Genomic DNA, 23,850 nt, shown 5'->3' with positions numbered 1-23,850 from the left:
CCAAGTGGCTAAAGAACAACATCACGCACGACAGGAGCACGAGATGATCAGCCAGTCCCAGCTCGACCCGGTCGCGGTCGAAGTCACGGCGAAGAATCTCTACGACCAGTACGGGAAGGGTAACTGGGGTGCTGAGTGGGAGCACCTGCACCCTCGAATTCGCGCCGAGTACATCGACAAGGTTGCAGAGCTCGTCGGCGGGTACTTCGCTGCTGCTCTGCCGGGGTCCCCCAGCGGTCGGTGGACAGTTTCAACGCTCCGTACACACTTCGAGTGGGGCGGGCAGGTGCGCCTAGACCCAGCGGAGTTCGACAGGGTACTGGCCAACGTACGCGCCGAAGCACTCGAAGAAGCGGCAGACGCAATGGACGCCGACGCAAGCGTGCACGATCCGCTGCGACTGAAATCCGATTGGATACGAATCCGCGCCGCACAGCTCAGACAGGAGACCGAAACCAGATGACCGAGACCCAGGAGCACCAGGGCCCGCCGCAGATGCTCAACCCGGTTCGGGACATGGAAGAGATCCGCATCGGCGAGATCAACTATTTCCACCGCGGGCTCCACGCCCGCATCCCGCTGCCAGGAAACAAGATGATCTACGGGCAGATCGTCTTCGCTCTGCACAGCGAGCTGTCCAGCAAGATAGCACTCCGCTGGGGCGGCGAGCAGATGGAAACCAAAGCCCACCCCGAGCAGATCATCCGCATCGAGGCCACACCATGACCGGCGCGGACAGCCTGCTCACGCGGGCACTCACCGCCACGGACGACAAGATCCGCGTCTGCAAGAACCAGTACACCGGACGATGGCACACCATCCAGCATGGGCAGACCATCGCCGACACCAAACACCACCCACCAGCGCTCGCCGTGGCCAGGGCTCAGGCCCGCAAGCTGCCGCGTGCGAGAGATACGAACAGGAACACATTGCATGTCGTGGTTGAAGCAGTCGGACGTATCGGCGAATCACCCGTTGGTGCTGCGTGTTCTGGAGCTGGATGAGGTTGATGATCGTCTCCTGAATGAGATGTACGGCTGGGCCAACCGCTGCGCCACGCAATCGGCGGCGTTTGACCGGGACTACATCGTGGAGATCGGCACGGCCAAGCAGCTCGCCGGCCTGAGCAGGTACAAGGACCTGCTCGGGGCGGCGCTCTACTGCGGGATTCTGGAAGAGAAGGAGATTGAGGAGAACGGCAGTATGCGCCGGGTACTCAAGCTCGTGGAGGATGAAGATCTCTTCCACATGATCCTCAAGTCGGACAAGGACCGCGAGAAGAACCGTCGCGCGGATACCTACGACATGGCCAAGAAGGGCGCCATCATCAAGCGCGATGGCGCCGAATGCCGCTGGTGTGGCCGCCTGGTCACATTCAACAATGACCGTAAGTCCATCCGGGCCGGGGAGATTGACCACCTCGACCCGAAGGACTTGGACAATTCCGACCCGACGCCGATCGAACGGCTCGTGGTCTCCTGCAAGTCCTGCAATTCAAAGAGAAAGGCTGGTGAGTACTGGGACAAAGACCTCAGACCGGCACCAGGAACGCCGTACTTCACCGCAGACACCGTCGCGTGGCTGCGCGACAAGGCGGGCATCCTGGCAAAGGTCTCCACCCAACGTGTTGAGCTGCACGCTCCCACAACCGCTCCGGCACCTGAAAAGGCGCAGGCTCCGGCCACAGCTTCGGCTGAGGCAACGGCAAGCGACGACGCAACGGCTACCACCGGCTCGTCCGCCCGCACCGCTCAGGAAGCAACGGCAGCGCCCGTGGTTGAGCACTCCGAGGAACCGGTACAACCGGCCCGGAAAGAGCGCGTGTCCTTCTCGGACATCGACGCAGGGCTCCACGACTACTCGGAGGTGCTCGAAGCACTGGGCAGCGAGGCTGTCGAGACTCCCCACCAGGGTGAGACTCCAGCTGGCGACGACGCAACGGTAACCACCGGCTCGTCCCACGCACCGGCTCCGATCAACTCCGAATCAAAAAATAATCAATTGATCATCAAGAAACCTGAGGGTGTCGGATCTAGATCTGTCGGGACGGGTCGGGACGGGCCGGGTCGGGACGGGACGGGTAGGGGCGGGAGACGCGATCTTTCCCACCCTGAATCTCCTAAACCGTCAAGCCCTCCTGCCAACCGCTCAAGACGTAGAAGACCTCGGAAGAGAAAGAACTCATGATGAAGAACCATCCTGCTCTGTTGTGGAGCGAAGTAACCTTCCAATCTCAGGTGATCCAGCTGGCCAAGACCCTGGGCTACACGCTGACCTATCACACCGCCGATAGCCGGCGCTCTAATCCTGGCTTCCCTGATCTGGTGCTCGTGCACGGCAAGTCCGGCAAGCTCGTGTTCGCTGAGCTGAAGACCCAGACCGGCCGGGTGAGCCCGGATCAGGAGTCCTGGATCAACGGCTTGCGTCGTGGTGGTGCAACGGCCGAGGTGTGGCGCCCGATCGATTACGTGTCAGGTCAGATCCTGCGGGTACTGCGAGGAGGTGCTGTCATTGCCAGAGCACGTTGAGTCCCCGTATTGCGGGTGCTGGGGTTGCATCCAGTTGGCCGAGAAGTCGGTGGGCGTGTGCGTGGTTCACCTGATGGCCCGCGCCTACGACGTGCAGGTGCCCCGTGCGATGCCCGGTCTGAATCTCTGCGGTGAGTGCAATGACCGGATGATCGCCGACCTGCGGTTTGTGGCCGAGAGGTGGGACGAAGCCCAGGAAGCGCTGCACTCCGGGTCTGGTGGTGGTGGCAGTGAGCGCCATGCCCAGCGGATCGAAGCCCCGGTGCCGATCAACGTGGCGGTGTCGGATGCACTGCTGGTCGCCCGGGACAATATCTGGTCAGTGGTTCTGCGCCTGGTCGATGACCACGGCGTGCGGTTGCCGGAGGACCAGACCACCCCGAGCTTGGCCGAATGGTTGTCCCGTCGGCAGGCGGTGAAGATCGCGGAGTCCAAGGACAAGACGTTCACCAAGAACGCCTATTGGTGGATCGCGGATGCTGCGGACTGGATCGCCACGGCCAGCTATGGGCAGGAGACCAGCGTCGAGATTCCGGAGCAGTACTGCAAGCGCCCGGGCTGCGGTGCTCAGCTGAACGTGGTGGAGACTCGGGCCGGCACTCACATCGTGCGGTGCTCGGGTGATTCCAAGCACGCGGTGCAGTGGGACACCTGGTCTCAGATGCTCCGGGCCCGCAAGCCACGGCGGGCGCGTCCGCCCAAGCTGGGTCGGGTTTGACGGACTTGACATAGCCACGGTAAATTTACTGATTGAATGGCCTTACTGGCTCAAGCGATAGCCCCGAATCTCTCAGAGGTTCGGGGCTTCGTCGTACCCGGATGCAGTGAGGTGACCAGCGTTGCCGTCTGCCCCGAAGAAACCCTGCACTCAGCCAGGTTGCACCGAGCTGATACCAGCCTTCGGGAACCGCGGCCGCTGTGATGCGCACGAGAAGGCAGCCGAAGAGCACCGTGGTTCGTCCCGGTGGCGCGGGTACACCAGCCGAGGGCACCGCAGGTTCCGCGAGGAAGTACTTGCCCGAGACCCTATCTGTGTCAGATGCATGTCGAGACCATCTCGAGAAGCTGACCACTACCCGACCTCCCGCAAGGGATTGATTTCGCAGGGCCTGAACCCTGACGATCCCAAATACGGCCGCGGATTGTGCTCGCCGTGCCACAAGAGCGAAACCGCTGAACATCAGCCCGGAGGCTGGAATACACCGCAGTGACACGCCCCGAATGCCTTGACATTCCGGGCTTCGCGCCCCTCCCGAAGGGGTGGGGGTGACCCCCTCCGCCTGCCTGCCCAGAGCCGCCGGGCAGAGGTCTACGTATCCCCGCAGGTTAGAACTTTTTGATCAGGGGGTGTAGCCGTTATGCCGGGTCCAGCCCGAAAACCGGCGCTCGCCGTGGTCCGTGAGGGCAATCCGGGGCACCGTCCGCCCCCTGATTCGGTGACGTTGCCGCCGGTCGAGTTCGACGAGCCGGATTGGTCGAAGGAACTGCCGGAGTCGATGGCTCCGAAGAAGCCCGAAGAGCCGGCGCGCGAAGATGACGAGTCGATCGAGCACTTCCAGCAGCGCATGTACCGCTTCGAGAAGAAGATGGTCGACTACCATCTCAAGCGCCAGGCGATCAACGGCACCCGCTTCGTGAAGAAGCGCGCCAGCCAGGAATGGCAACGCATCGTCCCGGTGCTGCAGAACAGCGTCGGCCTCGGCGCGGTGGACTGGTCCATCGTGGTGGATCTGTGCATCTGTGTGGCTCGCCTGGAATGGGCGGAGCACGAGCTGTCCAGAGAGGGTTTGATCGTCCTCGGCCAGCGAGGCCCGGCGCGCAACCCGCACACCACAATCGCTTCTCAGTACCGAACGCAGATCAAGACCTACATCCGTGAGCTTGGCCTGTCTCCGGCCGCGAGAACCGGCCTCCCGGGCCGGGAAGACGGCCCTGACGATGACGATCCGTTCGACTGAGGCGTGATTGGAGGGTGAAGCACCTCCGGCAAGGAGGTCGCCGGCATGATCGACGTTGATTTCGAGCGTCTGCCGGCTCCCTACGACGCGCTGATCGAGCTGGGTGTCACCCATGACCAGATCATCGAGGGGCTCAAGCGTGAACCGCTGGTCGTCGCCAACCAGGCAGACCAGCAGCCCGGGGCGTGGTTTGACGTAGAACGGGCGCGCAAGGCCCTGCGGGCACTGGGAGCCTTCAAGCACACGAAAGGCCGCTGGGCAGGCGTGCGCATGCGTCTGGGCGAAGGTCTGGACTCGTGGCAGGTCGTCTGGGTGCTCGCTCCGGTGTTCGGCTGGGTCTACCACGACGAGGAAATAGACCGCGTCGTGCGAGTCATCCGCACCGTGTGGATCGAGATTCCCCGCAAGAACGGCAAGTCCACCTTCGCCTCGGGTATCTCCGGCATCCTGCTCCTGGCCGACAACGAGCCCGGCGCCGAGGTCTACAACGCGGCAGGCTCCACGGACCAGGCACGCCGAGTATTCGACGACGCCAAGACCATGCTCCAGTCCTCGCAGGCCGCCCGGAAGCGCATCGAGCCGCTCAAGGACGTGGTCCGCGTGCCCCGCACCAACTCGGTGCTGCGCGTCATCTCCTCGGTGGCAGAGACCGCCCACGGCCTGAACGTCTCCGGCGCGACCGTGGACGAGATCCACACCCTGCGTCTCAAGGGCAAGCTGATCGAGGCCATCGAGACTGGCGTGGGCGCACGAGACCAACCGCTGATCGTCTTCATCACCACCGCGGACGAGGCCGAAGAAGGCACCCCGTACGACGAGAAGCACAACTACACCCGCAACATCGCCCTCGGCATCGTCAAAGACCCGCGCTTCTACGGCGTCATCTGGGCCGCCGACGAAACCGACGACCCATTCGACGAAGCCACCCAGTTCAAAGCCAACCCAGGGCTCGGCAAATCGCCAACCCGGGCCTACATGCGAGACCAGGCCACCAAGGCCAAGGGCTCGCCAGCCGCGCTCAAGTCCTACCTGCAGCTCTCCCTGAACCTGCGCTCGCCGGGCTCCTCCCGCTGGGTGGACGTGCCGTTGTGGGATTCTCTGGCCGGAGCCAAGCGCACACCACTGCGCGGCCGGCGCGCCTGGGGCGGGCTCGACCTGTCGGCAACGAGCGACTTCACGGCGTGGACGGTCTGGGCGCAGTCCAACCGGCCGGGCCTGAAGTTCGACCTGTTCACCAGGTTCTGGATCCCGGAGGAACGCATCAAGGCGCTCGAAGAGCAGCTGCTGGTGCCGATTCAGGATTGGGTGGACCGCGGCTATGTCACGGCCACCGAGGGCGACGTCATCGACTACTCGGCGGTGAAGGCCGCGGTGATCGGCGACGCCAAGCACTTCGACATGCAGCGCATCAGCTACGACCGTATGTTCGCCGGACAGATCGTCCAGGAACTCGATGCGGAGCTCAAGGGCATCGACATCGTCCCGGTGGCCCAGACCTTCTACGGCCTGTCTCCTGCTTCCAAGGAGATGGAGCGCATGTGGAAGGCCAAGGAAATGCGCCACGACGATAACCCGGTCATGCGCTGGATGGCCTCCCGCGTGGAAGTCAAGACCGACGATGCGGACAACATCCGCCCGGTGAAGCCGAACCGGCGCACTTCCTCGGCCCGTATCGATGGCTTCCAGGCGGCAGTGACTGGCCTGGACGGCATCGTACGTACCTCGCTGGAGCAGAAAAACACGTTCATCAAGACCGGCTCCAACACTCGAAGGGGGTAGCAGTGGTCATCGACATTACCGACCAGGACGCAGTGTTCAAGCGCGTCGAGGAACTGGCCCGGGAACTGGAATCACGCGCCCCGGGCATCGAGGAGCACGTGAAGCGCTACCAGGGCGAGGGCAAGACCCTGCGCTGGGCATCGAAGAAGTTCGACGAGTACTTCAAGAACCAGTTCGCCGGCTTCGGCGACAACTGGTGCATGCCGGTGGTCGATGCGGCCGCCGAGCGTATGAAGGTGCTGGGCTTCCGGGCGCATGGCGAAGCCATGGGCATTGATCAGCAGCTGCAGCGCGACTGGCTCGGCTCGAATTCCGATTTGGGCAGTTCCGAAGCGTTTACCATGCAGATGGCCGGCGGCCGCGCGTTCTCGCTCGTACACCCGGCCGACTCACCGGACAAAGCACCCTCGGTCACGTGGGAGCACCCGGAGACGGCAATTGTCGACACCGACCCGGTGACCGGCATCGACCGCGATGGCCTGGTCATGTGGCGCGACGACAAGTACGACTTCGCCACCTTCTACACCGACTCGCACTTCGTGAAGCTCAAGCGCGAGCACGGGCAGATGCGCTTCGAGAACACCGAGAAGATGCCCCAGAACGGTGGCTGGGAGCTGCGCGACGAGGACCAGCCGTTCCAGATGCACCACCTCGGAGAAGTTCCCCTGACGGAGATCCGCAACAAGACCCTGCTGGATGACACCCCCATGTCGGACATCGCCGGGGTCGCAGCGCTTCAGGACGCAGTGAACCTGATCTGGGCTTACCTGATGAACGCCTTGGACCAGGCTTCCCAGCCAGCCCGCATCGTCGCCAACGCCGACGTGCCGCAGGTTCCGGTCCTGGACAAGGATGGCCAGATCATTGGCTCGCAGGACATCGAGCTGGACGAGCTGCTCAAAGAGAAGATCATGTTCATCCCCGGGCAGGATGCCCGGATCGAGGAATGGACCGCGGCGAACCTCGAAGCGTTCTCCAAGGTCATCTCGCAGATCGTCGAGCACATCGCCGCCCAGACCCGCACCCCGCCGCACTACCTGGTCGCCAAGATGATCAACACCGCGGCCGAGTCGCTGAACATCGCCGAAGCCGGCCTGGTCTCCAAGGTCAAGGAACGCATCCTCTACGCCTCCAAGGGCATCAAGAAGACCTTCCGCCTCATGGCTGCCGCCCGCGGCGCGACACCGCAACGATTGGATGCGCTGCGCGCCGGAACGATCATCTGGGACAACATCCAGTACCGCTCCGAGGCGCAGATGGCCGATGTGGGAACCAAGCTCAAGTCTGCAGGCTTCCCGACCGAGTACGTGGTGGAGAAGCTGGTCACCGACCCGGTGGAGGTGGCCCGAGTGATGGACATGGTGAAACGGGAACGCATGATGGACCCCTTCCTCGTCGCTGAAGAACGGATGCGCCAGGGGGTCTGATGAGTCAGCCTCTCATGCAGGCCTCGGCCACGCACTACGCCTACGGCAAGCAGGTGCAGGCCAGCACCCTGCGAAACCTCACCCGGCTCTGGGCCGGCATCGACCGGCGCAACATCATCGAATCATGGGGCGCGGTGGCCGGCGCCGCCGCGCTCTACGTGGCCCAGGCGCAGGAAGCCGTGGCAGCGGACTCCGTGGAGTACTCAAACGCGGTGATGCAGTCCTTCGACGTACAGCCGCAGGAATTCCAGACCATTGCCGCGGGCTTCGCCGGCATCGCCTACCAGCTCGGCGACCGGCCACGTCCGGCCATCGGGCTGGAAGAGTCGCTCATGTCCCCGGTCTACAAGACCCTCCGGGCACTCAAGACCGGGTACACCACCGACCGATCCCTCGGCATCGGCCTGGACAACCTCCTGCTGCGCTCGCAGATGCAGATCGCGGACGCCGCCCGGCAGGCCGAAGGCGTGGCCATGACCACCGCCCCGGTCCGCATGCACTACGTCCGGCAGCTCAACCCGCCTTCCTGCAGCCGCTGCGCGATCCTCGCCGGCAAGACCTACCGCTCCGCCGAAGCCTTCGACCGGCACCCCGGATGCGACTGCCGGCACATCCCGGTAGATGAAGCGCTCGCCGGTGACATGGCCATCGACCCGTACGCCTACTTCAAGTCGCTGAGCGCCGCGGAACAGAACAAGTACTTCACCAACGCGGGCGCTCAGGCCGTCCGAGACGGCGCGGACATCTTCCAGGTGGTCAATGCCCGGCAAGGCGCGTATTCGGCCACTGGCGGGGCGCTGGCGACCCACTACGGCACCACCCGGCGCGGCTACTGGGGCTCCTTGCAGGAAACCCGCAACCGCCGGGGCTCCGAACGCTACGGCGTGGCGATCCGTGAGCGCCTGCTGCCCGAAGAAATTTACAAGCGTTCCAAAGGCAACCGTGAGCAAGCGCTCCGGATGCTGGAGGACTACGGATACATCACCGGGCTGGGCCAAGACCCCGAAGGTGTAATCCGCGGGCCCGGCGTCGGCTACCTCGGTGGCCACAAGCCGAGCTACACCCTCGATCCCGCAACGGGTTCGTGGACCGCCGTGTCGCGCAAGGCGACCGACTGAAAGGAAACACCATGCCCAAGACCATTCATGGCATCGATCTGACCGCCCCGGGCGGCATCGAAGCGCTGCTGGCCTTCCACTACCGCACCTTCGGCGATGCAGTCATGCTGGCCGACGGTGAGGACGAGGAAGACCAGGACGAATCCGAAGACGACGATCCGGACGGCTCGGACAACGACGACTCCGGCGACTCGGAAGAGGACGAAGACGATCCGGACGGCGCGGATGCCCTTGGCGACAAGGGGAAGAACGCGCTGCGGGTCATGAAGGGCCGGGTTAAGGCATCCAAGAAGGAAGCACGCGAGGCCAAGGCCGAGCTGGAGCGCCTGAAGAACTCCGCAGGCAAGTCCAAGGAGGATCAGGAGGCCGAAGCCGAGCGGGCCCAGCGTGACGCGGCGATCCTCAACAAGGCCAATGAACGCATTGTGCGTTCGGAAATCAAGTCGGCAGCGGCAGGCAAACTGCAGAACCCGGCATTGGCAATCCGTCTGCTGGACATCTCGGAATTCGAGGTGGACGAAGACGGCAACGTGGACGAAGACGAAATCGCTGAGGCGATCGACGAGCTTCTGGAGCGTGAACCATACCTCGCCGTGCAAGGCGGCGCAGGTCCCAAGTTCGATTCGGCTCGCGGCAAACGCAAGACGACCAAAAAACTCACCCAGAAAGACCTTGATTCGATGTCGCCGGCGGAAATCGCCAAGGCGTACGACGAAGGCAAGGTCGCACTCTAAACCTGAAGGGAGATTGCAATGGCAATCACCAAGGCAATTCCTGCAATTTGGTCGGCGAAGATCCTGACCCAGTTCCAGGAGAATGCAGTTTTCGCCGGTCTGGCGAACCGCGAGTACGAAGGCGAAGCCAAGTCCGGCAACACTGTGAAGATCACCGGCGTGGCTCCGGTTGAGATCAAGGACTACAAGGCCGCGGGCCGTACCACCACTCCGGACGGCGTGACTGACACCGGCGTGGATCTGCCAATCGACCAGGAGAAGTCCTTCGACTTCTACGTGGACGACATCGATGCGGCCCAGGCCAAACCGAACCTGCTCAGCGCCTTCACCAAGTCGGCAGCTGACGGTCTGGTGCAGGATGCTGACCAGTTCCTCGCCGCCCTGCTGGTGGCGCAGGGAACTGTGCTGACCCCGACCGCACCGGCAACCGACGCGAAGACCGCGTGGGATCTGATCGGCGTGGCCAAGAAGGCTCTGGCCAAGGCGCTGGTGCCGGCAACTGACCGAGTGCTGGTCATGAACGCCGAGTTCGCCTCCCTGCTGGACGGGTCCGATTCGAAGCTGATGAAGGCAGACGAATCCGGCACCACCGCCGGACTGCGCGAGGCCTCCTACGGCAAGCTGCTGACCATGTCTTCCTACGGTTCGGAGAACCTCCCGGAGACCAGCAAGCCGCAGCTCGTGGCCTGGCACCGATCGGCGCTGGCCTTCGCCTCGCAGATCAACAAGACCGAGACCATGCGGGCCAACGACCGCATCGCCGACCGCGTCCGTGGCCTGCACGTCTACGGCGGAAAGATCATCCGCCCGACCGCCGCATTCCACTGGACGGCCGCCTAGCCATGGCACCGTACGTCGGAAAGTCCGGAACGTTGCTCAACCTCAAGGGCGCTGTGGCCTCCGGCCTGATCGCCTCCGGCATCGTCGTAGAGGTTGAAGAAGGTTTGACCGCCGAGCAGCTGGCGAAAATCGCCAGCGAGAAGTTCGGCGGCAACGACCCCGTGGCCGAGGCGACCCCCAAGGCCTCGACCACGGTGGAAAAACCGCGGGGCAACGCCTCGCGGGATGACTGGGTGGCCTACGCGCTATCCCAGGGCAAGTCCGAGGACGACCTCGCAGGACTCAAGCAGGGAGAGATCCGCGAGCTGCTCGAACCAGCCGACCCCGCCACTTCGGAGACCGGTAGCACCGAGTCCGAAGACGGCGACCAGGGCGACGGCACCAACCCGGACGACACCGAATAGGAGGTGAGCCTGTTGGGCCTGATCACCAAAGCAGACCTGGAACAGTACCCCATCCCAGACGACATCGACCTGACCGCCCCCATAACCACGGTCTTGATCGAGTCGGCATCGGCAGAGGTCATCGACGCAGCAGGCTCACCAATCCTCTCCACCCGCTCAACCGTGGACTTGCCAGCCCTGCGGGCGCGCATCCTGCGCCTGCCGGGCCTACCGGTCACCGAGGTGCACGAAGTCACCATCGACGGGCAACCCGTCACCGACTACAAGCGCATCAACGCCGGCCTGTACCGCGCCACCGGATGGTCGGAAGGAAGCCTGGAGATCGTCACCGTGGACTACACCCACGGCCTGCCGTCCCTCCCGGCCGACATCAAGGACCTCATCTGCCGCATGGTCATCTCAGCGCTGAACAACGCTGCAGATGGAGCCGACGGACTGGCCATCAACAACGGCCGCCTGTCCTCGGTGGCCATCGACGACTACAAGGAGTCCTACTCCACCGGAGACACTGTCGATGCCATCACCGAAATGACCCTCCCGCAACGCGCCCGAGACCGCCTCGCAAAGAGGTTCGGCAACTACGGCGCCAAGGTGGTGGGCAGCCTTTGAGTATGCAACGCCGTGCCATCGCTGCCACACGCCGAGGCGCTCGCCGTGCGGGGGAGCTGCACGTCCATCATTTCGTGCTCCGGGAGGTTATCGGCCAGGAGATGGATCCGGACACGGCGGTTGTCGTGGATCGGTTCCGTGAGGTCGATACCGGGTGGTGCAAGGTTCAGGGCTTCAATGCGCAAGGCACGGAGCCGGAGGCCGGTGGGCACTCTTACCTCAGCGGTAAGTTCCAGGTGCACTTCCGGCGCGGGGCCAGCGCCGCCAAGCAGTATCGCTCTGACATGCTCTTGGAGATCGTCGGCTCGAAGATCCCGGAGGACGTGGGCTTGGTCGGGCAGTTGTTCCGGCTGACCGAACCGGACTTGAAGAGCCTTCGAACAGCCGACCGATGGAATGTGGAGGTGACGCTCTCATGAGCGGGCAGGAGATCCATGCACTGGCTCGGGACATGGGCAAGGTGCCGGACAAGTTGGTCTCGAAGATCGCCAAGATCATGCCAAAGACGGGTTTGGCGATGAAGCAGCGGATGACCAAGGATCTGCAAAGATCGTCGTCGTTCAGGCCGGCCGCGCGGTCGGTGGACTACGACGTGAAGAAGCTGGGCTTCGGTGGAGACACGGTCATCCAAGTTGAGGTCGGGCCGAACGTGGCCCGCGCCGCGGCTGGCGCGTTGGAGAACATCGCGTATTTCGGTACGTCCATGGGTGGGGGGACGGTTCCTGATCCTGTGGTGCCGATGCGGCTTGAAGCTCCGGTGTTCTTTGGCTTCATGGAAATGGCCACGGAAGGCTTGCTGTGATCGCGCTGGGCAAGGCCATGCAGGCCATGGCGCCGCCAGGTATTCGGGTCTACCTGCTGGAGCCCGAGATCTCGGTACCGCCCGTCCCCGCGGACTTCCCCTACGTGTTCTTGTGGGGACGGCCGGGCGACCGGCTGTCCGGAGACGAGCAGTCCGGCTCGCTGGATGACGAATATTCATCCCTGCTGGTCGAGGTGAACGCGACCTATGTGGGGCTCACCCCGGAATCCATGGACTCGGTGATGCATCGTTGCCGGGATGCCTGGGACCGGAAGACAGTGGCCGTCCCCGGATTAGCCCCGGCGCGGCTCAAGCAGTCCGCCCTGCAGGATGCCAGAGCGGACAAGGACGCGCCGCTGACCAACAAGCGTCGGCCGGTGTTCGCAGTCGATCAGTTCCGCTTCATTGCGGACCGGCTGTAAGCAGTATCAATCCACCAAGACCTCACACCATGTGGGGTCTTTTTTCATACCCAAAACAGGGAGGTGCTCCATGTCGGGATTCGTCGAGGCCTACTCGAAGACCACTGGCAAGAAGCAAATCATTCCGGAGGCGTGGCTGGACCGTAAGGACCCGCCGTTCAACGACTTCGTACTCAACGCTCCGGCCGCCAAGGCCGAGCCAGCAAAGAAGGAGGCCAAGTAAATGGGTGCACGAGTACTTGCCGAGGGCAAGCCGCGCGTCATGGTGCTGACGACCAAGCCAGCCGACCCGGCCAAGCCGACCAAGACCGAGCTGGACGCCGGCATTTACGCCTCGCCGGACATCCTGACTTCGGACTTCAACTGGTCCACTTCGGACTCGGACAAGATCGCTGAGAAGCCTCTGGACGCCGACGGCAACGCCAACGCGATTGGTGCTTCGAACTACAACACAGGCTTGACCCTGTGGCGTAAGTTCGACCCGACCACCGGAGCGCCGGATCTGACCAGCGAGAAGCTGTGGGAAGCGCTCAAGGCTAAGGGCGCGACTGTCTGGATCTACGTGCGGGAGACCGGCAAGGCCTCGGCCGACGAGGTGGAAGCGGAAGACGAGATCTACCTGGGTGGTGAGGTCGTCACCGACTCGCCTCAGCGCACCGAGGGCTCCGGCTTCATCAAGCGTCGTGTCCCGTTGGAAGCCCAGCGCATGCACGAGAACATCAAGGTCGCCGCCGGCGCCTAGCAAACCACCGTGTGGGCGGGTCTTAGGCTCCCCGCCCACACGGCATCCCAGCATTCCAGAGCCTTCCACCATCTCAAGGAGCCTAACCATGAGCAAGACCATTCCAGGCGTTCCGGAGTCGCTGACCCGGGAGCAGTTCACCAGCCTTTTCACCGCCGTCGGCATCAAGCCGGAGGACACCCAAGAGCTGTCCTTCCGCCGCGGTGGCATCTACGCCACCGTGTTTGAACGCACACCGGAGGGTGGCCGCATGCTGCACGAAGACGGCAGCGGGTGCGTCACGCACGAAATCTTCATTCCAGTCATCGACGAGAAGCAGGGAGCCTAACCATGTCCGAGCAGACCACCCAGAACGCGGCCATCGAGCCGACCGAGTTCAACTTCGCCGACTGGATCGCCGGCGCCCACAAGCCCACCCGGTCCAGCACCGTGCACCAGCGAGGCGACCTGATCGCCGAGCTGGACCGCCTGCAGGAGAAGATCGAGATCGCCGAGATGGTCCCGGCGGAAGAACGCTCCATCTCCGACGTGTCAGCGGAGACCCTGCGCGCCCAGTACGCCGAGATCGCCCAGCAGTTCCACGACTCGGGCCTGCTGGTCAAGACCTCCGGCCACACCAAGGACGAGCAACTCGACATCTCCGAAGCGCTGGACCAGCACCTCAAGGAGAAGTACCCGGAATCTGACGAGTCGGCCGAGGCGCTCAAGGCCCGCGGCCGGTCGGGCAGCACCTTGACCTATTGGCTGCTGGCCGACGCGATCCAGGAGCCGGAGTTCACCGTGGAGCAGCTGCAGCAGATGCACCGCATCGTTGGCGAGGCCCAGTTCAAGCGCATCGTCGATGACTACCAGCTGGCTTCCCAGTCGATCAATGAGCCGGACGCAGATTTTTTGCCGAAGCCCTCCACAACCCAGGAAACCGACGCATAGTCTCCGCATTGAAGGCGGCCGCGAACTTCCAGCGGCCGCCGTCGGCATTCCTGGGCGGGCGCACCTGGGGTTCGCGTGACCACCTGCTCGTGTTCGCGTTCCAGCTGTACGAAGACACCAAGTGCGCCTCCTGCGGCCGCTCGGTGCTCGTCTGCCGCAACGAGAAAAACAAGGGCATCTGGGAAGCCGAAACGACGATCTGCACGGCGCAGGCCGCCATACAGGAGCGCCAGTCCCAGTCCGGCTACACACCGGAACCGGGCGAGATGCTCTACTCCCGCCCCATCGATGATGACCTACTCACGGGAAGCGGGCTTGTTTTCAATCCCAACAGCAATCCGTCGTAGGTAGCCAATGATCACGATGACGGCTCCGGCGATCAGAAATATCCAGGCGATAGATCCCTGACCGCCGGACCACTTCAAAAACCAATCAAGCAACAGGCCTAGGACAGCCACAGCGATTCCAGCGCCGACTACAAACGAACCTGGTTTGCGGCGGCGCCGCGTCAATTCATTACTCATGGCTCTGATCCTATCGGGGCTTTAACTTTGTGAAGGAGTGACCGGTGGCAGATCGTCGTGTCAAGGTCGTATTCGAAGCCGAGATCTCGAAGTACAAGCAGGGCATGACCGATGCCGCGAAGGAAACCGAGAAGCTGGCCAAGTCCGCGGACGAGGCCGGTGACTCGGCTAAGCGGCGTATGGCCGACATTGAGAAGGTCGCCGCGGCCGATCAGCGCGCCGCCAAGTCCGCGGGCCTTCTCTACAACGCGCAGGGCCAGCTGACTGATGCAAACGGCAAAGTTCTGTCCTCCACACAAGCAGCTGCTCATAACCTCGAAGCGTTCTCTGATGCGGCATACCTGGCCGGGTTCGAATCGGAGACTGCTGCAGCGAAAAGCGCCGCGGCATGGGAAACCGTCTCCAACGTAATGATGGGTGCCGGAACTGGCATCGTCGCTGGAGTCGGTATGGCTGTCAAGAAGTATGCAGACTTCGACAAGTCCATGTCCGCGGTTCAGGCTGCAACGCATGAGACCAGTGGCAACATGCTGCAACTGCGCGAAGCAGCAATTTCCGCAGGAGCAGACACTGCATTCTCTGCAGAGGAAGCGGCCGGCGCCATCGAGGAACTGGCGAAAGCCGGCGTGTCGACAGAGAGCATCCTTGGCGGCGGTCTCAACGGCGCACTGTCCCTGGCGGCTGCAGGTAATCTTGGGGTAGGCGAAGCTGCGGAGATCGCGGCAAGCGCCATGACCCAGTTCAAATTGTCAGGCGACCAGATTCCGCACCTAGCCGACTTGCTCGCAGCAGGTGCCGGTAAGGCTCAGGGATCAGTGCACGACCTCGGGGAAGCTCTAAACCAAGCTGGCCTAGTAGCCTCCGGAACTGGGCTTAGCGTCGAGGAGACCACCGGCACCCTTGCGGCTTTCGCCTCTGCTGGTCTAACCGGATCTGATGCCGGCACCAGTTTCAAGACCATGCTGCAAAAGCTCCAGGCACCTTCTAAAGAATCCGCAAAGCTCATGGATGAGCTCGGCATCAACATGTACGACGCCAACGGCGAATTCGCAGGAATGGATGCGCTCGCCGGTCAGCTTGCAAGCAGCCTCTCGACCAAGAGCGCCGCCGAACGCGACGCCGCCATGGCCACGATCTTCGGGTCTGACGCAGTGCGTGCTGCCAACGTGCTCTACCAGCAGGGAGCCGAAGGCATCCAGGAGTGGACTGACAAGGTCAACGACGCAGGGTATGCCGCCGAAACGGCTGCCATCATGCAAGACAACCTCGCAGGTGACGTTGAAAAACTCGGCGGCGCCTTCGACACCGTCTTCATCAAATCCGGAAGCGGCGCAAACGACGCGCTCCGCGAACTTGTGCAGGGCGCTGAGTCGGTCGTCGATGCCATCGGCCGCATCCCAGGCCCAGTACTCTCAACGGTGACATCGATTGCTGGTGTGGCTGGAGCTACAGCGCTCGCCGTCGGCGGGTTTACGAAGTTGGCACCCGCAGTAGTAGACACATGGTCAGCTTTCAAGGACCTTGGTGCCGAAGGCTCCCGAATGCCAGGCAAACTCGGCAAGGTGACAAAAGCAGTCGGAATTCTCGGGGCCGCTTTCGCAGCTCTTTCGACTGCCGCGACAATCACCAGTGAAATCCGCTCGAATCTGGACAAGCCTGTCAAAGCATCCGAGATCATAAACGCGCTGTCCGAAATCACGGACAAGGGTGAGAGCTCGGCGGCAGCCCTCGACGCGGTATTCAAAAACACCGTCGTTACGGGAGGCGGATCCGGCATTGGCGGGGCCCCAACGGCCGTCAACGATCTGGCATCAGCGATGGACCGGCTGTATAACCCCAGCGGATTCGACAACTTCAACGACTTCCTCGGAACGATCTTTGGACCCGGCGTCGAATCCGGGTCTGAGGTAGTACGCCAGAACATCGGCGAACTGGATTCAGCGCTCAAGACGCTGGCTCAGTCGGGCGCATATGAACAGGCCGCTGCCGGTTTCACGATGATGCACGATTCAGCTCTGCAGTCCGGAGCTTCAATTCAGGAAATCAAGGGCCAAGCTCCTGAATACCTCAATTCGCTACGCGATGTAGCAAGCGCTGCAGGGGTCGTCGTAGGCGAACAAGAACTGCTGAACTGGGCTCTCTCCGGCACGGCGCCCGAAGCTGTGCAGGCAGCGCAGGCAGCGAAGGAGACCGCCGATGCGCTCGCCGAGGTGGGCGTATCCGCGTCGGGCGCCGTCGACTCGATGGCGGACTTCCTGGATCTGTTGTTCCAGACCGGCATGATCACGATGAATTCGCGTGATGCGGCCGCAGCGTATGAGGAGCAGCTGGATTCGGTTCAGGAGGCCGCGGAGGAAATCGCCGAGGGCAAGCTGGGCAAGGCGCTCAACAAGGCCAAGGATGATTTCGACCTGAGCACCGAGGCCGGTCGGCTGGCGAATCAGGAGTTCCAAGCGCTGGCCAAGGGCGGCATGGACGAGGTCCGTGCAATGTCCGAGGAAGGCCTGGGGCAGGACCAGCTGCAGGAGAAGCTCAGCACCACGTACAAGGACCTGGTGAAGTCCGGCGAAGCCTTCGGGCTCTCCAAGTCCGCGGCGCAGGATCTGGCGCGCGAGGTGCTGGGCGTGCCCGACGGTGTGTCCATCGAGTCGTGGATGTCGGAGGTCGCCAAGACCACCGCGGAGGAAACCACCAAGTCCATTGCGGAGATCCCCGGCTACACAGAGGTGACCGTGGCGGTCACCGAGGACGGCACCACAGGTGAGGTCCAGTCCAAGATCAACGGCGTGACCGGCAAGACCGAGTACGTGTTCGTGACCGAGGACGGCACCACACAGGTGGTCCAGGAAGCCATCGTTAGCATCGACGGCGTCACCCGCAAGGTCTGGGTCACCGACGACGGCACCGTAGTCGGCACCCAAGCGGACATCAACGGCATCAAGGGCAAAAACGCGACCGTCACCGTTGGCGCCTCCGGTATCGACACTGTGGAGCGTCAGCTCAATTGGGTCGCTCGTCCCCGTGCCTCGTCGATCTCGATCAAGCAGTCGATCACCAAGGAAATCACCTCGATCGACAACGGTACGATCACGGGGCAGTTTGGGAAGAAGAAGGCCGGCGGTCGCTTGCCACAGCATGCGGACGGCGGCCGTCTGCCTCGGACCGGACTGGGTACTGACAAGATCCTTGGCATCGCGTCGGATGGCACGCCGCTCTCGTGGGTGGATGATCTGGAATGGGTCATCAACCGCAGGAGCTCGGACAAGCATGACGAGCTGCTCGGCATGATCAACCGGGACGATCCCCGCGTCGACATGATGAAGCAGCTCGTCGGGCTCAAGTCCGGCGGCCGGGTCGGCGAGGCAGAGCGGAAGGTCGACCGTCTCCAGAGACAATATTCCCGCATGTCCGGGGATAAGAAGAGCCGGGCTCGCAAGCTAGATCTCAAAGACGAACTGGACGCTGCGAAGAAAGAATTGAAAGCCGTCAAGGCTTCAACGAAAGCTTCGGAAAAAGTGGCCAAGGAAGCCAAGAAGAAAGCGGAGGAAGCGCGCAAGGCTGAGCGGGAACGACAGGGCCGGTTGAGTGAGGCCCGGTTCGATCTGCGTAGGGATCTGAAGCGCGGCGACATTACCGACTCGTTCACCAGTGGTTCCGGCATGTCTGTGGTCGACCGCCTGTTTGAGCAGTCCAAGAACAAGGACCTGTCCAAGGGCAAGCGGTCTGCGTTGCGGTCTACCGCGTACGGCATGGAATCGCAGCTGCTGAAGCTGGAAAAGCAGTCGAAGAAGCTGGAAACCCAGTTGGACAAGGCGACCGCGGCTCGTGACCGACTGCTCGAAGCCAGCAAGTCGGTAGCGTCCGGCCTACGCGGGGAATACTCGCTGGGCGGGGTGCTGTCCAACCTGCTGTCCGGTGAGCAAAAGGGCCCGCTGTCCGCGGGCTCGTTTGTGAAGTCGGCGCAGGGCAAGGCCGCCCAGTTCAAGCGGTTCGGCAAGATGCTGGAACGCCTCAGGAAGAAGGGCTACAGCGAAGCCATCATCCGGGAGATCGCCGACCTGGGCACCGTGGAAGGAACACAGGTTGGCAACGCTCTGCTGTCCGCTACTGGCAAGGAGCGCCAGCAGCTCAACGACGCGTACAAGTCGATGGACTACTGGTCCGGGCAGGCTGGCGACGAAGTCACCAAGTCCATGTACCGGGGCGGTATCGACGCGGCCGAAGGCTTGGTGGCCGGGCTGGAGTCCAAGCAAAAGGGCGTGGAGGACGCTTTCTACAAGCTCGGCAAGAGCGCGGAGAAAGCCTTCCGCCGCTCCTTGGACATGCATTCCCCATCGCGTACCCTCGCGGTCAGCGGACGGGACGCGTTGGACGGGATCCTCGTGGGCCATGATGACCGCCGGCAGGCAGTTATCGACGCATACGCAGGCCTCGGCCATGACGTGGCCGCAGCGTACCAGCCGAACCTCGCACTGGCGGTTCCACCGTCGTACGAGGTCTCCCAGTACGCGCAGGCTCAGGCCGCGCCGGCCAGTGTCTCACCTGAGGCTATCGCCCAGGCTGTGCGTGACGGCATGGCGGGTTGGCAGCCGATGGTCAATATCGACGGCAGGAAGTTCTACGGCGTGATGTCTCAAGTAGCGCAAAACGTAGGCAACCGCCGCTAAACACAGAAACGGCCCATCCTTTTCGAGGTTGGGCCGTTTCTGTTTCCAAAAGGAGTTCGCCTTGATTTACCTCGGTACACCGGGCCGGATGGTCGGCATCAAATGCCCGTCATCGCAGAGCGTCGATCATGAGGATCGATACACCTTCGAACCCACGTTGGAAGGGAAACTGAAAGGCCAGGCCCGCCCCGTTGGCCGCCGGAAATGGTCCCTGCAGACCTCGGCGGCGACCACACCGGGTGAGGTCGCCGCGCTGATGGGATTCGTGAATGGGGACTGGGGTGCAGGGCCGTTCACGTTTGTGTCGGCGGATGCGCCGATCACGAACCTTCTCAGCCCGGCGGCGACCAGCGGGCAGTACGGACCGCTGGTGACGAACCTGCTTGCTGGTGGCCCAGTGGATCTGGGCGCGGATGGGTGGGCTGCCCGGTCGGTGCGCTCACTGGCTCCTACCGAATTTGGTAACGGGCAAGAGATCCTGCTGGGCACGGACTTCACCCCTGTCCGTCAGGGAGTGGCCGTGACCGGGTCGGCATGGGTGAAGCGCGCCGGTGGCCGCGTCCGCCTGTACTGGTACGGCCCGGACTCGACCGTGCCCCTGGGAAGCACAACCTCCTCGGCAACAGCAACCAGTACCTGGTCACGGGTATCCGTGACCGGGCTCCCGGTCGCCGGTGCGGTACGGTGCCGGCTGGTCGCCTTCGAGGTGGAGCACGCAACCCGCCCAGCGATCACATGGTCAGAGGGCGTGCTGGACTACGCGGACGGGCAGGGATGCCAGAAAGCCGTAGTCCACGCCGCGGCGCGGTCGCTCACCATGGCGGTGCCGGCCCGGATCTACGGCGATCTGAGTTTTACTGTGACGGAGGTTGGATAGTGCAAGGTGGCGTTTTGGTTGGTTCGGATGTCATGGCATACACCAGCCGTGTCCTGGTCAACGGAGTTGTCCGTCCGCACCTTTCGTGGTCGGTTGACCGCGACCTGGTAGGGGACCTTCCCGAGCAGGTTGTCGCAGCCGGCGGTGTCGCGCAGGCTTCGGGCAGCATCGTGTGGGCTTCGGATGAGGATGTCTCTGATGGTGGCCGCAACCCGTGGAACCCGTCCACCGGGTGGATCCCGGCTGAGGGCGACAAGGTGCAGATCTTCGCCGGCGACGGGACCAGTGAGTGGTCGCAGTTCGTCGGTGTCATCGACTCGTCCACCGGGGATATCGGTGGCGGGTTCCAGTCGAAGATTGTTGACCGGATCGATGATTTCTCCCGCAAGGTGCGCCTGCCAGCTTTGGTGGATGTCATGCCGCCGGTCGAGGGGCAGACTGCGTTCCGCCGGTTCCGTCTGTCCCCGCGCTTCTACGTCACGACGGCGATGCGCCGGGCCGGGTTCAACGTCGTCGCCCCGGCAGAGGTCGGGTGTGTGGTTGACCTCCCGGCCGTTGGTTCGCTGTGGCCGCTGGTGGGCGAACTGATTCGCTGCGCCCGCGGCACTGACGCGGCCCTGTCGCCGCTGTGGCCTGACGGGATCCACGTAGCCGACGCGAACGCCGCCTACCGGCCAGCCAGCCCCCGCGCCGGTGACAAGCCGGTGCAGCTGACCTTGAACATCGCCCCGGAGCATTCCGGGACCGCGTCGGTGCAGGTCATCTATGGCGGGTCCAACGTAATCCTGCGGGCCACCGCAACCCACGTGTTGTTCTTGATCGGCGGGGTCGGCACCTTGTGCTCGGTGCCGTGGACCGGCGGGGTGATCGCCCAAGCCCTATTCGTCAACGGTTCAGTGACTCTCCGCACGAGCGCGGGGCAGACTGCCACCGGCGCCGGCGCCTGGACGAACAGCACGCTTATGTCTGAGGTACGTCTTGTCGCCGACCCGGGAAGCCGGGTCAACGGCGTGCAAGTTTCCCACCCGACCCAGCCTTGGCACGACTTCGCCTCGCTCAACTTCACCCCGACTGCGAAGATCACCACCGGAACCATGCACGACACGCTCATGGCTGGCCCCGCCACGGCGGACCAGTCCGCCGCGGACCTGCTTAGCGAAGTGGGACAGTGCCTTTTGTGGCCGTTCTGGATCGACGAAACCGGTGTAGCCAAGGCGATCCAGTCTGACGCGCTCCGCGGGCAGGCCTCGGTGCAAACTGTCACGACGCTGGATGACATTAGGTCCCTGTCGTGGCGCAAGGACCTGCTCGGGGCTCGCTCGGAAATCATCACCAGCTACGACACCTGGACGATCAACCGCTCCACCACCTATTCGGTGGAGCTCTGGTCTTCCTCCGAATCGGTGGTCATGTCCTCGGCCGGGGAACACGTGTCCTTGATCGAGGAACCTGATGGGGAAGCGTGGCTTGAAGTTGACGAACAGCTGACCGTCCCTGGGGTGAACTCGCTGGCCGACGCGAACCGGGGCATTGGCAGTATCGCTGGAGGCATCTACACGGACGGGACCACCGAGGAATGGGCGACCCTGCCTTCCGCGAAGAAACTGGACGTGGCCTTGCTGAAGATCTCCGATGGCGCGTGGAAGCTCAAGCACACCGCCGGCACGCTGGCCGCCGGCAACCAGGTGGAGCTTCGCACTTGGTCCTCCACGTTCACCGGCCGTACTGAGCTGTGGCCGTACCAGTGGGACAAACAGCTACCGGTGCTGCGAGGCAAGGGCAAGGCGGTGCGGACGAACAAGACCCGCACCCCGACCATTGTTGGGAACATCGGGCCGATCCTTGAACACGACTGCAAGCATTGGGGCACCGGCCACCTGGATAACAACGAGACCCGGGTCGTGGACGCGGTGACCGACTTCATCAGCACCCAGGTCGTCACGCCACAACCGGTCATCACCGGCATGCGGCTGGGCTTCGACCCGCGCCGACAGTTAGGCGACGTGATCACCGTCCAATCACACACGCTGATGGGTGTGGAGCTGAAATGCCTAATCGTCGGCCTGAACACCAGCGCTGGGGGATCGTTTGACCAGGAAGTAGCGGTGCGCGTCATCAAGGCAACTTCGACGTTCACCACCTACGCGGACTTCGCCGCCGCGTGGGGCCCGACCGCTGATTACAACTCGTTCGCCGCCGCCTGGAACGTAGTGAGCACGTACAAAGATTTCGACGATACTCCTCGAAGGGGGACGGATTGAGTTTCAACGACACGCACGAATTCACGTCGCGGGGTATCCCATACCCTAAAGACGTCGCTCTTATCGCGAACAAGTCCAGCCCGGAAAGCATCCGGTACGACCTTGAAATGCAGGCGAAGGTCACCGATCAGGAACTGGTCAAGTTGCAGGAGGACACGGACAAGAAGGTCTCCTCAGACGATGCCAGGCTCCCATACTTCGTGACTAACGATGCCTTCATGCTGGTGGCTCATGACCGGCGAAACCGCGCCACTGATCTGGCGTTGGACTGGACCGGCCAGTTTGACGAGTTCGTGGTGCGCCGGCTGGCCGCTCGAATGAAGGCCTACCTTGAGGTGAGCGACGGGGCGGGCCTGCCTACCGACCGGATGCTGGTCGATGGGGTGCTGGTGCCGGTGAATACCGACATGCGTTCTTCCACCATCTGGGGGTCCTCGTCCTCTCAGTTCATTGCTTCGGCGCTCGGGGCGGAATTCTCCGTTGTCGCGGTCAGCTTTGACGGGCAAGGCAAGAGCGCAGAACGGATCCAGCACACCGCGGCGCGCTCCGGTGCGGTCCCGGCCCTGCTGACCGTGACCGGCGGGCAGATTCCTGCGTCGGGGGCGGTCACCGTCACCGCTTCGAACATGACGACCGCGCTTGCTCTGAAACCGTTCAGTGGAACACTTCACGGGGTGCCGGGCACCTTGTCGGCGACGAATACGGCAATGACGTTCACCCGGACCGGCAGCGGTACGGCGGTTACCGTACCGAATGGAACGCCGTTCATCTCCGATCTCGGGACCGCCTACCGCCAGTACAGCACACACCTGTGGGCGGGCAAGAACAACTGGTCCGACAGCGGCGGGGCGGCACTGGTCATTGACTACACCAAGAAGATGTTCGCCTGGCTGAGCCCGCAAACGAAACGGTCCATGGTGTGGGGTCACTTCGTGGACTCAGATCAGACGGCGGGCAACGCCCAACACACCTTTGTGGCCACAGTCAACGCTGCACTGAAAATGTTCTTTGGCGACCTGTTCTTCGATGTCCAGACCTACATCGCTTCTCCACAGCTATGGGCTGATGCCGGAATCAGCCCGACCTCGGCGGACCTCACGGCACAAGCCAATCGCATCAAACCACCATCGGTCTCGCAAGATGCCGGCCATTTCAACGACGCGGGAAACCTTGCGGTGGCCAAGGCAGCCATGCGGCACATGCGGACCGTGCTGGGCTGGTACTAGAA

25 protein-coding genes are annotated in these 23,850 nt (G+C 63.1%); all 25 read left to right on the top strand.

Going from position 1 to position 23,850, the window contains the following annotated elements:
• Positions 1-43: 43 nt before the first annotated feature.
• The 25 genes from ATC04_RS17675 (at position 44) to ATC04_RS17560 (ending at position 23,848) form a co-directional block, all read left to right on the top strand.
• Positions 44-463 (top strand): hypothetical protein, encoded by a 420-nt coding sequence (locus ATC04_RS17675; protein ID WP_047117726.1) that lies wholly within the window; start codon positions 44-46, stop codon positions 461-463.
• On the top strand, positions 460-726 hold the full coding sequence (locus ATC04_RS17670; protein WP_047117727.1) for a hypothetical protein: 267 nt from the start codon (positions 460-462) through the stop codon (positions 724-726). The genes ATC04_RS17675 and ATC04_RS17670 overlap by 4 nt, the downstream gene beginning before the upstream one ends.
• A 207-nt stretch (positions 727-933) precedes the next feature.
• The gene (locus ATC04_RS17665) at positions 934-2,187 is read left to right on the top strand and encodes an HNH endonuclease (protein ID WP_047117728.1); all 1,254 of its coding nucleotides are present in this window, start codon (positions 934-936) and stop codon (positions 2,185-2,187) included.
• On the top strand, positions 2,184-2,528 hold the full coding sequence (locus ATC04_RS17660) for a VRR-NUC domain-containing protein (protein WP_231736041.1): 345 nt from the start codon (positions 2,184-2,186) through the stop codon (positions 2,526-2,528). The genes ATC04_RS17665 and ATC04_RS17660 overlap by 4 nt, the downstream gene beginning before the upstream one ends.
• On the top strand, positions 2,512-3,246 hold the full coding sequence (locus ATC04_RS17655; RefSeq protein ID WP_047117729.1) for a hypothetical protein: 735 nt from the start codon (positions 2,512-2,514) through the stop codon (positions 3,244-3,246). Before ATC04_RS17660 ends, ATC04_RS17655 begins: the two co-directional genes overlap by 17 nt.
• Before the next feature lie 640 nt (positions 3,247-3,886).
• Positions 3,887-4,486: a phage terminase small subunit P27 family gene (locus ATC04_RS17650; RefSeq protein ID WP_047117730.1), complete on the top strand. Its 600-nt coding sequence runs from the start codon at positions 3,887-3,889 to the stop codon at positions 4,484-4,486.
• A 45-nt stretch (positions 4,487-4,531) separates the two neighbouring features.
• Positions 4,532-6,265, top strand: a complete 1,734-nt coding sequence (locus ATC04_RS17645; RefSeq protein WP_047117731.1) for a terminase TerL endonuclease subunit — start codon at positions 4,532-4,534, stop codon at positions 6,263-6,265.
• Positions 6,266-6,267: 2 nt separating this feature from the next.
• Positions 6,268-7,692: a phage portal protein gene (locus tag ATC04_RS17640; RefSeq protein WP_047117732.1), complete on the top strand. Its 1,425-nt coding sequence runs from the start codon at positions 6,268-6,270 to the stop codon at positions 7,690-7,692.
• A complete protein-coding gene (locus ATC04_RS17635; RefSeq protein WP_152666721.1) occupies positions 7,692-8,810 on the top strand; it encodes a hypothetical protein in 1,119 nt (372 codons plus the stop codon). The genes ATC04_RS17640 and ATC04_RS17635 overlap by 1 nt, the downstream gene beginning before the upstream one ends.
• Positions 8,811-8,821: 11 nt before the next feature.
• The gene (locus ATC04_RS17630; protein WP_052772160.1) at positions 8,822-9,544 is read left to right on the top strand and encodes a hypothetical protein; all 723 of its coding nucleotides are present in this window, start codon (positions 8,822-8,824) and stop codon (positions 9,542-9,544) included.
• Between the two features lie 18 nt (positions 9,545-9,562).
• A complete protein-coding gene (locus ATC04_RS17625) occupies positions 9,563-10,384 on the top strand; it encodes a P22 phage major capsid protein family protein (RefSeq protein WP_047117733.1) in 822 nt (273 codons plus the stop codon).
• A gap of 2 nt (positions 10,385-10,386) precedes the next feature.
• Complete coding sequence (locus ATC04_RS17620) at positions 10,387-10,788, top strand: hypothetical protein (protein ID WP_047117734.1); 402 nt, start codon at positions 10,387-10,389, stop codon at positions 10,786-10,788.
• Positions 10,789-10,791: 3 nt separating this feature from the next.
• Complete coding sequence (locus ATC04_RS17615; RefSeq protein ID WP_047117735.1) at positions 10,792-11,397, top strand: hypothetical protein; 606 nt, start codon at positions 10,792-10,794, stop codon at positions 11,395-11,397.
• A 2-nt stretch (positions 11,398-11,399) separates the two neighbouring features.
• On the top strand, positions 11,400-11,816 hold the full coding sequence (locus ATC04_RS17610) for a DUF6093 family protein (RefSeq protein ID WP_047117736.1): 417 nt from the start codon (positions 11,400-11,402) through the stop codon (positions 11,814-11,816).
• Entirely contained in the window at positions 11,813-12,199 is a 387-nt protein-coding gene (locus ATC04_RS17605) for a hypothetical protein (RefSeq protein ID WP_052772162.1), read from the top strand. Before ATC04_RS17610 ends, ATC04_RS17605 begins: the two co-directional genes overlap by 4 nt.
• A 26-nt stretch (positions 12,200-12,225) precedes the next feature.
• Positions 12,226-12,621: a hypothetical protein gene (locus tag ATC04_RS17600; RefSeq protein WP_152666722.1), complete on the top strand. Its 396-nt coding sequence runs from the start codon at positions 12,226-12,228 to the stop codon at positions 12,619-12,621.
• A 70-nt stretch (positions 12,622-12,691) separates the two neighbouring features.
• Positions 12,692-12,844 (top strand): hypothetical protein, encoded by a 153-nt coding sequence (locus ATC04_RS19545; protein ID WP_157359302.1) that lies wholly within the window; start codon positions 12,692-12,694, stop codon positions 12,842-12,844.
• Positions 12,845-13,363 carry a hypothetical protein gene (locus ATC04_RS17595; protein ID WP_047117738.1) on the top strand — a complete coding sequence of 173 codons (519 nt, stop codon included), beginning with the start codon at positions 12,845-12,847 and terminating at the stop codon, positions 13,361-13,363.
• Between the two features lie 88 nt (positions 13,364-13,451).
• The gene (locus ATC04_RS17590) at positions 13,452-13,691 is read left to right on the top strand and encodes a hypothetical protein (RefSeq protein WP_047117739.1); all 240 of its coding nucleotides are present in this window, start codon (positions 13,452-13,454) and stop codon (positions 13,689-13,691) included.
• Positions 13,692-13,693: 2 nt separating this feature from the next.
• The gene (locus tag ATC04_RS17585) at positions 13,694-14,293 is read left to right on the top strand and encodes a hypothetical protein (protein ID WP_047117740.1); all 600 of its coding nucleotides are present in this window, start codon (positions 13,694-13,696) and stop codon (positions 14,291-14,293) included.
• 8 nt (positions 14,294-14,301) lie between these two features.
• Positions 14,302-14,640 carry a hypothetical protein gene (locus tag ATC04_RS17580; RefSeq protein ID WP_047117741.1) on the top strand — a complete coding sequence of 113 codons (339 nt, stop codon included), beginning with the start codon at positions 14,302-14,304 and terminating at the stop codon, positions 14,638-14,640.
• A gap of 281 nt (positions 14,641-14,921) precedes the next feature.
• Positions 14,922-19,484, top strand: coding sequence for a phage tail tape measure protein (locus ATC04_RS17575; protein WP_231736039.1), 4,563 nt, complete (start codon positions 14,922-14,924; stop codon positions 19,482-19,484).
• Positions 19,485-19,641: 157 nt separating this feature from the next.
• Positions 19,642-20,361 carry a hypothetical protein gene (locus tag ATC04_RS17570; RefSeq protein WP_157359301.1) on the top strand — a complete coding sequence of 240 codons (720 nt, stop codon included), beginning with the start codon at positions 19,642-19,644 and terminating at the stop codon, positions 20,359-20,361.
• A 32-nt stretch (positions 20,362-20,393) separates the two neighbouring features.
• On the top strand, positions 20,394-22,622 hold the full coding sequence (locus ATC04_RS17565) for a hypothetical protein (protein WP_047117743.1): 2,229 nt from the start codon (positions 20,394-20,396) through the stop codon (positions 22,620-22,622).
• Entirely contained in the window at positions 22,619-23,848 is a 1,230-nt protein-coding gene (locus tag ATC04_RS17560) for a hypothetical protein (RefSeq protein WP_060617047.1), read from the top strand. The genes ATC04_RS17565 and ATC04_RS17560 overlap by 4 nt, the downstream gene beginning before the upstream one ends.
• Positions 23,849-23,850 lie beyond the last annotated feature (2 nt).

The sequence above is a fragment of the Arthrobacter sp. YC-RL1 genome, assembly GCF_001454985.1.
Classification (GTDB): Bacteria; Actinomycetota; Actinomycetes; order Actinomycetales; family Micrococcaceae; genus Glutamicibacter; species Glutamicibacter soli.
This window is presented reverse-complemented; position numbering and strand designations above follow the sequence as displayed.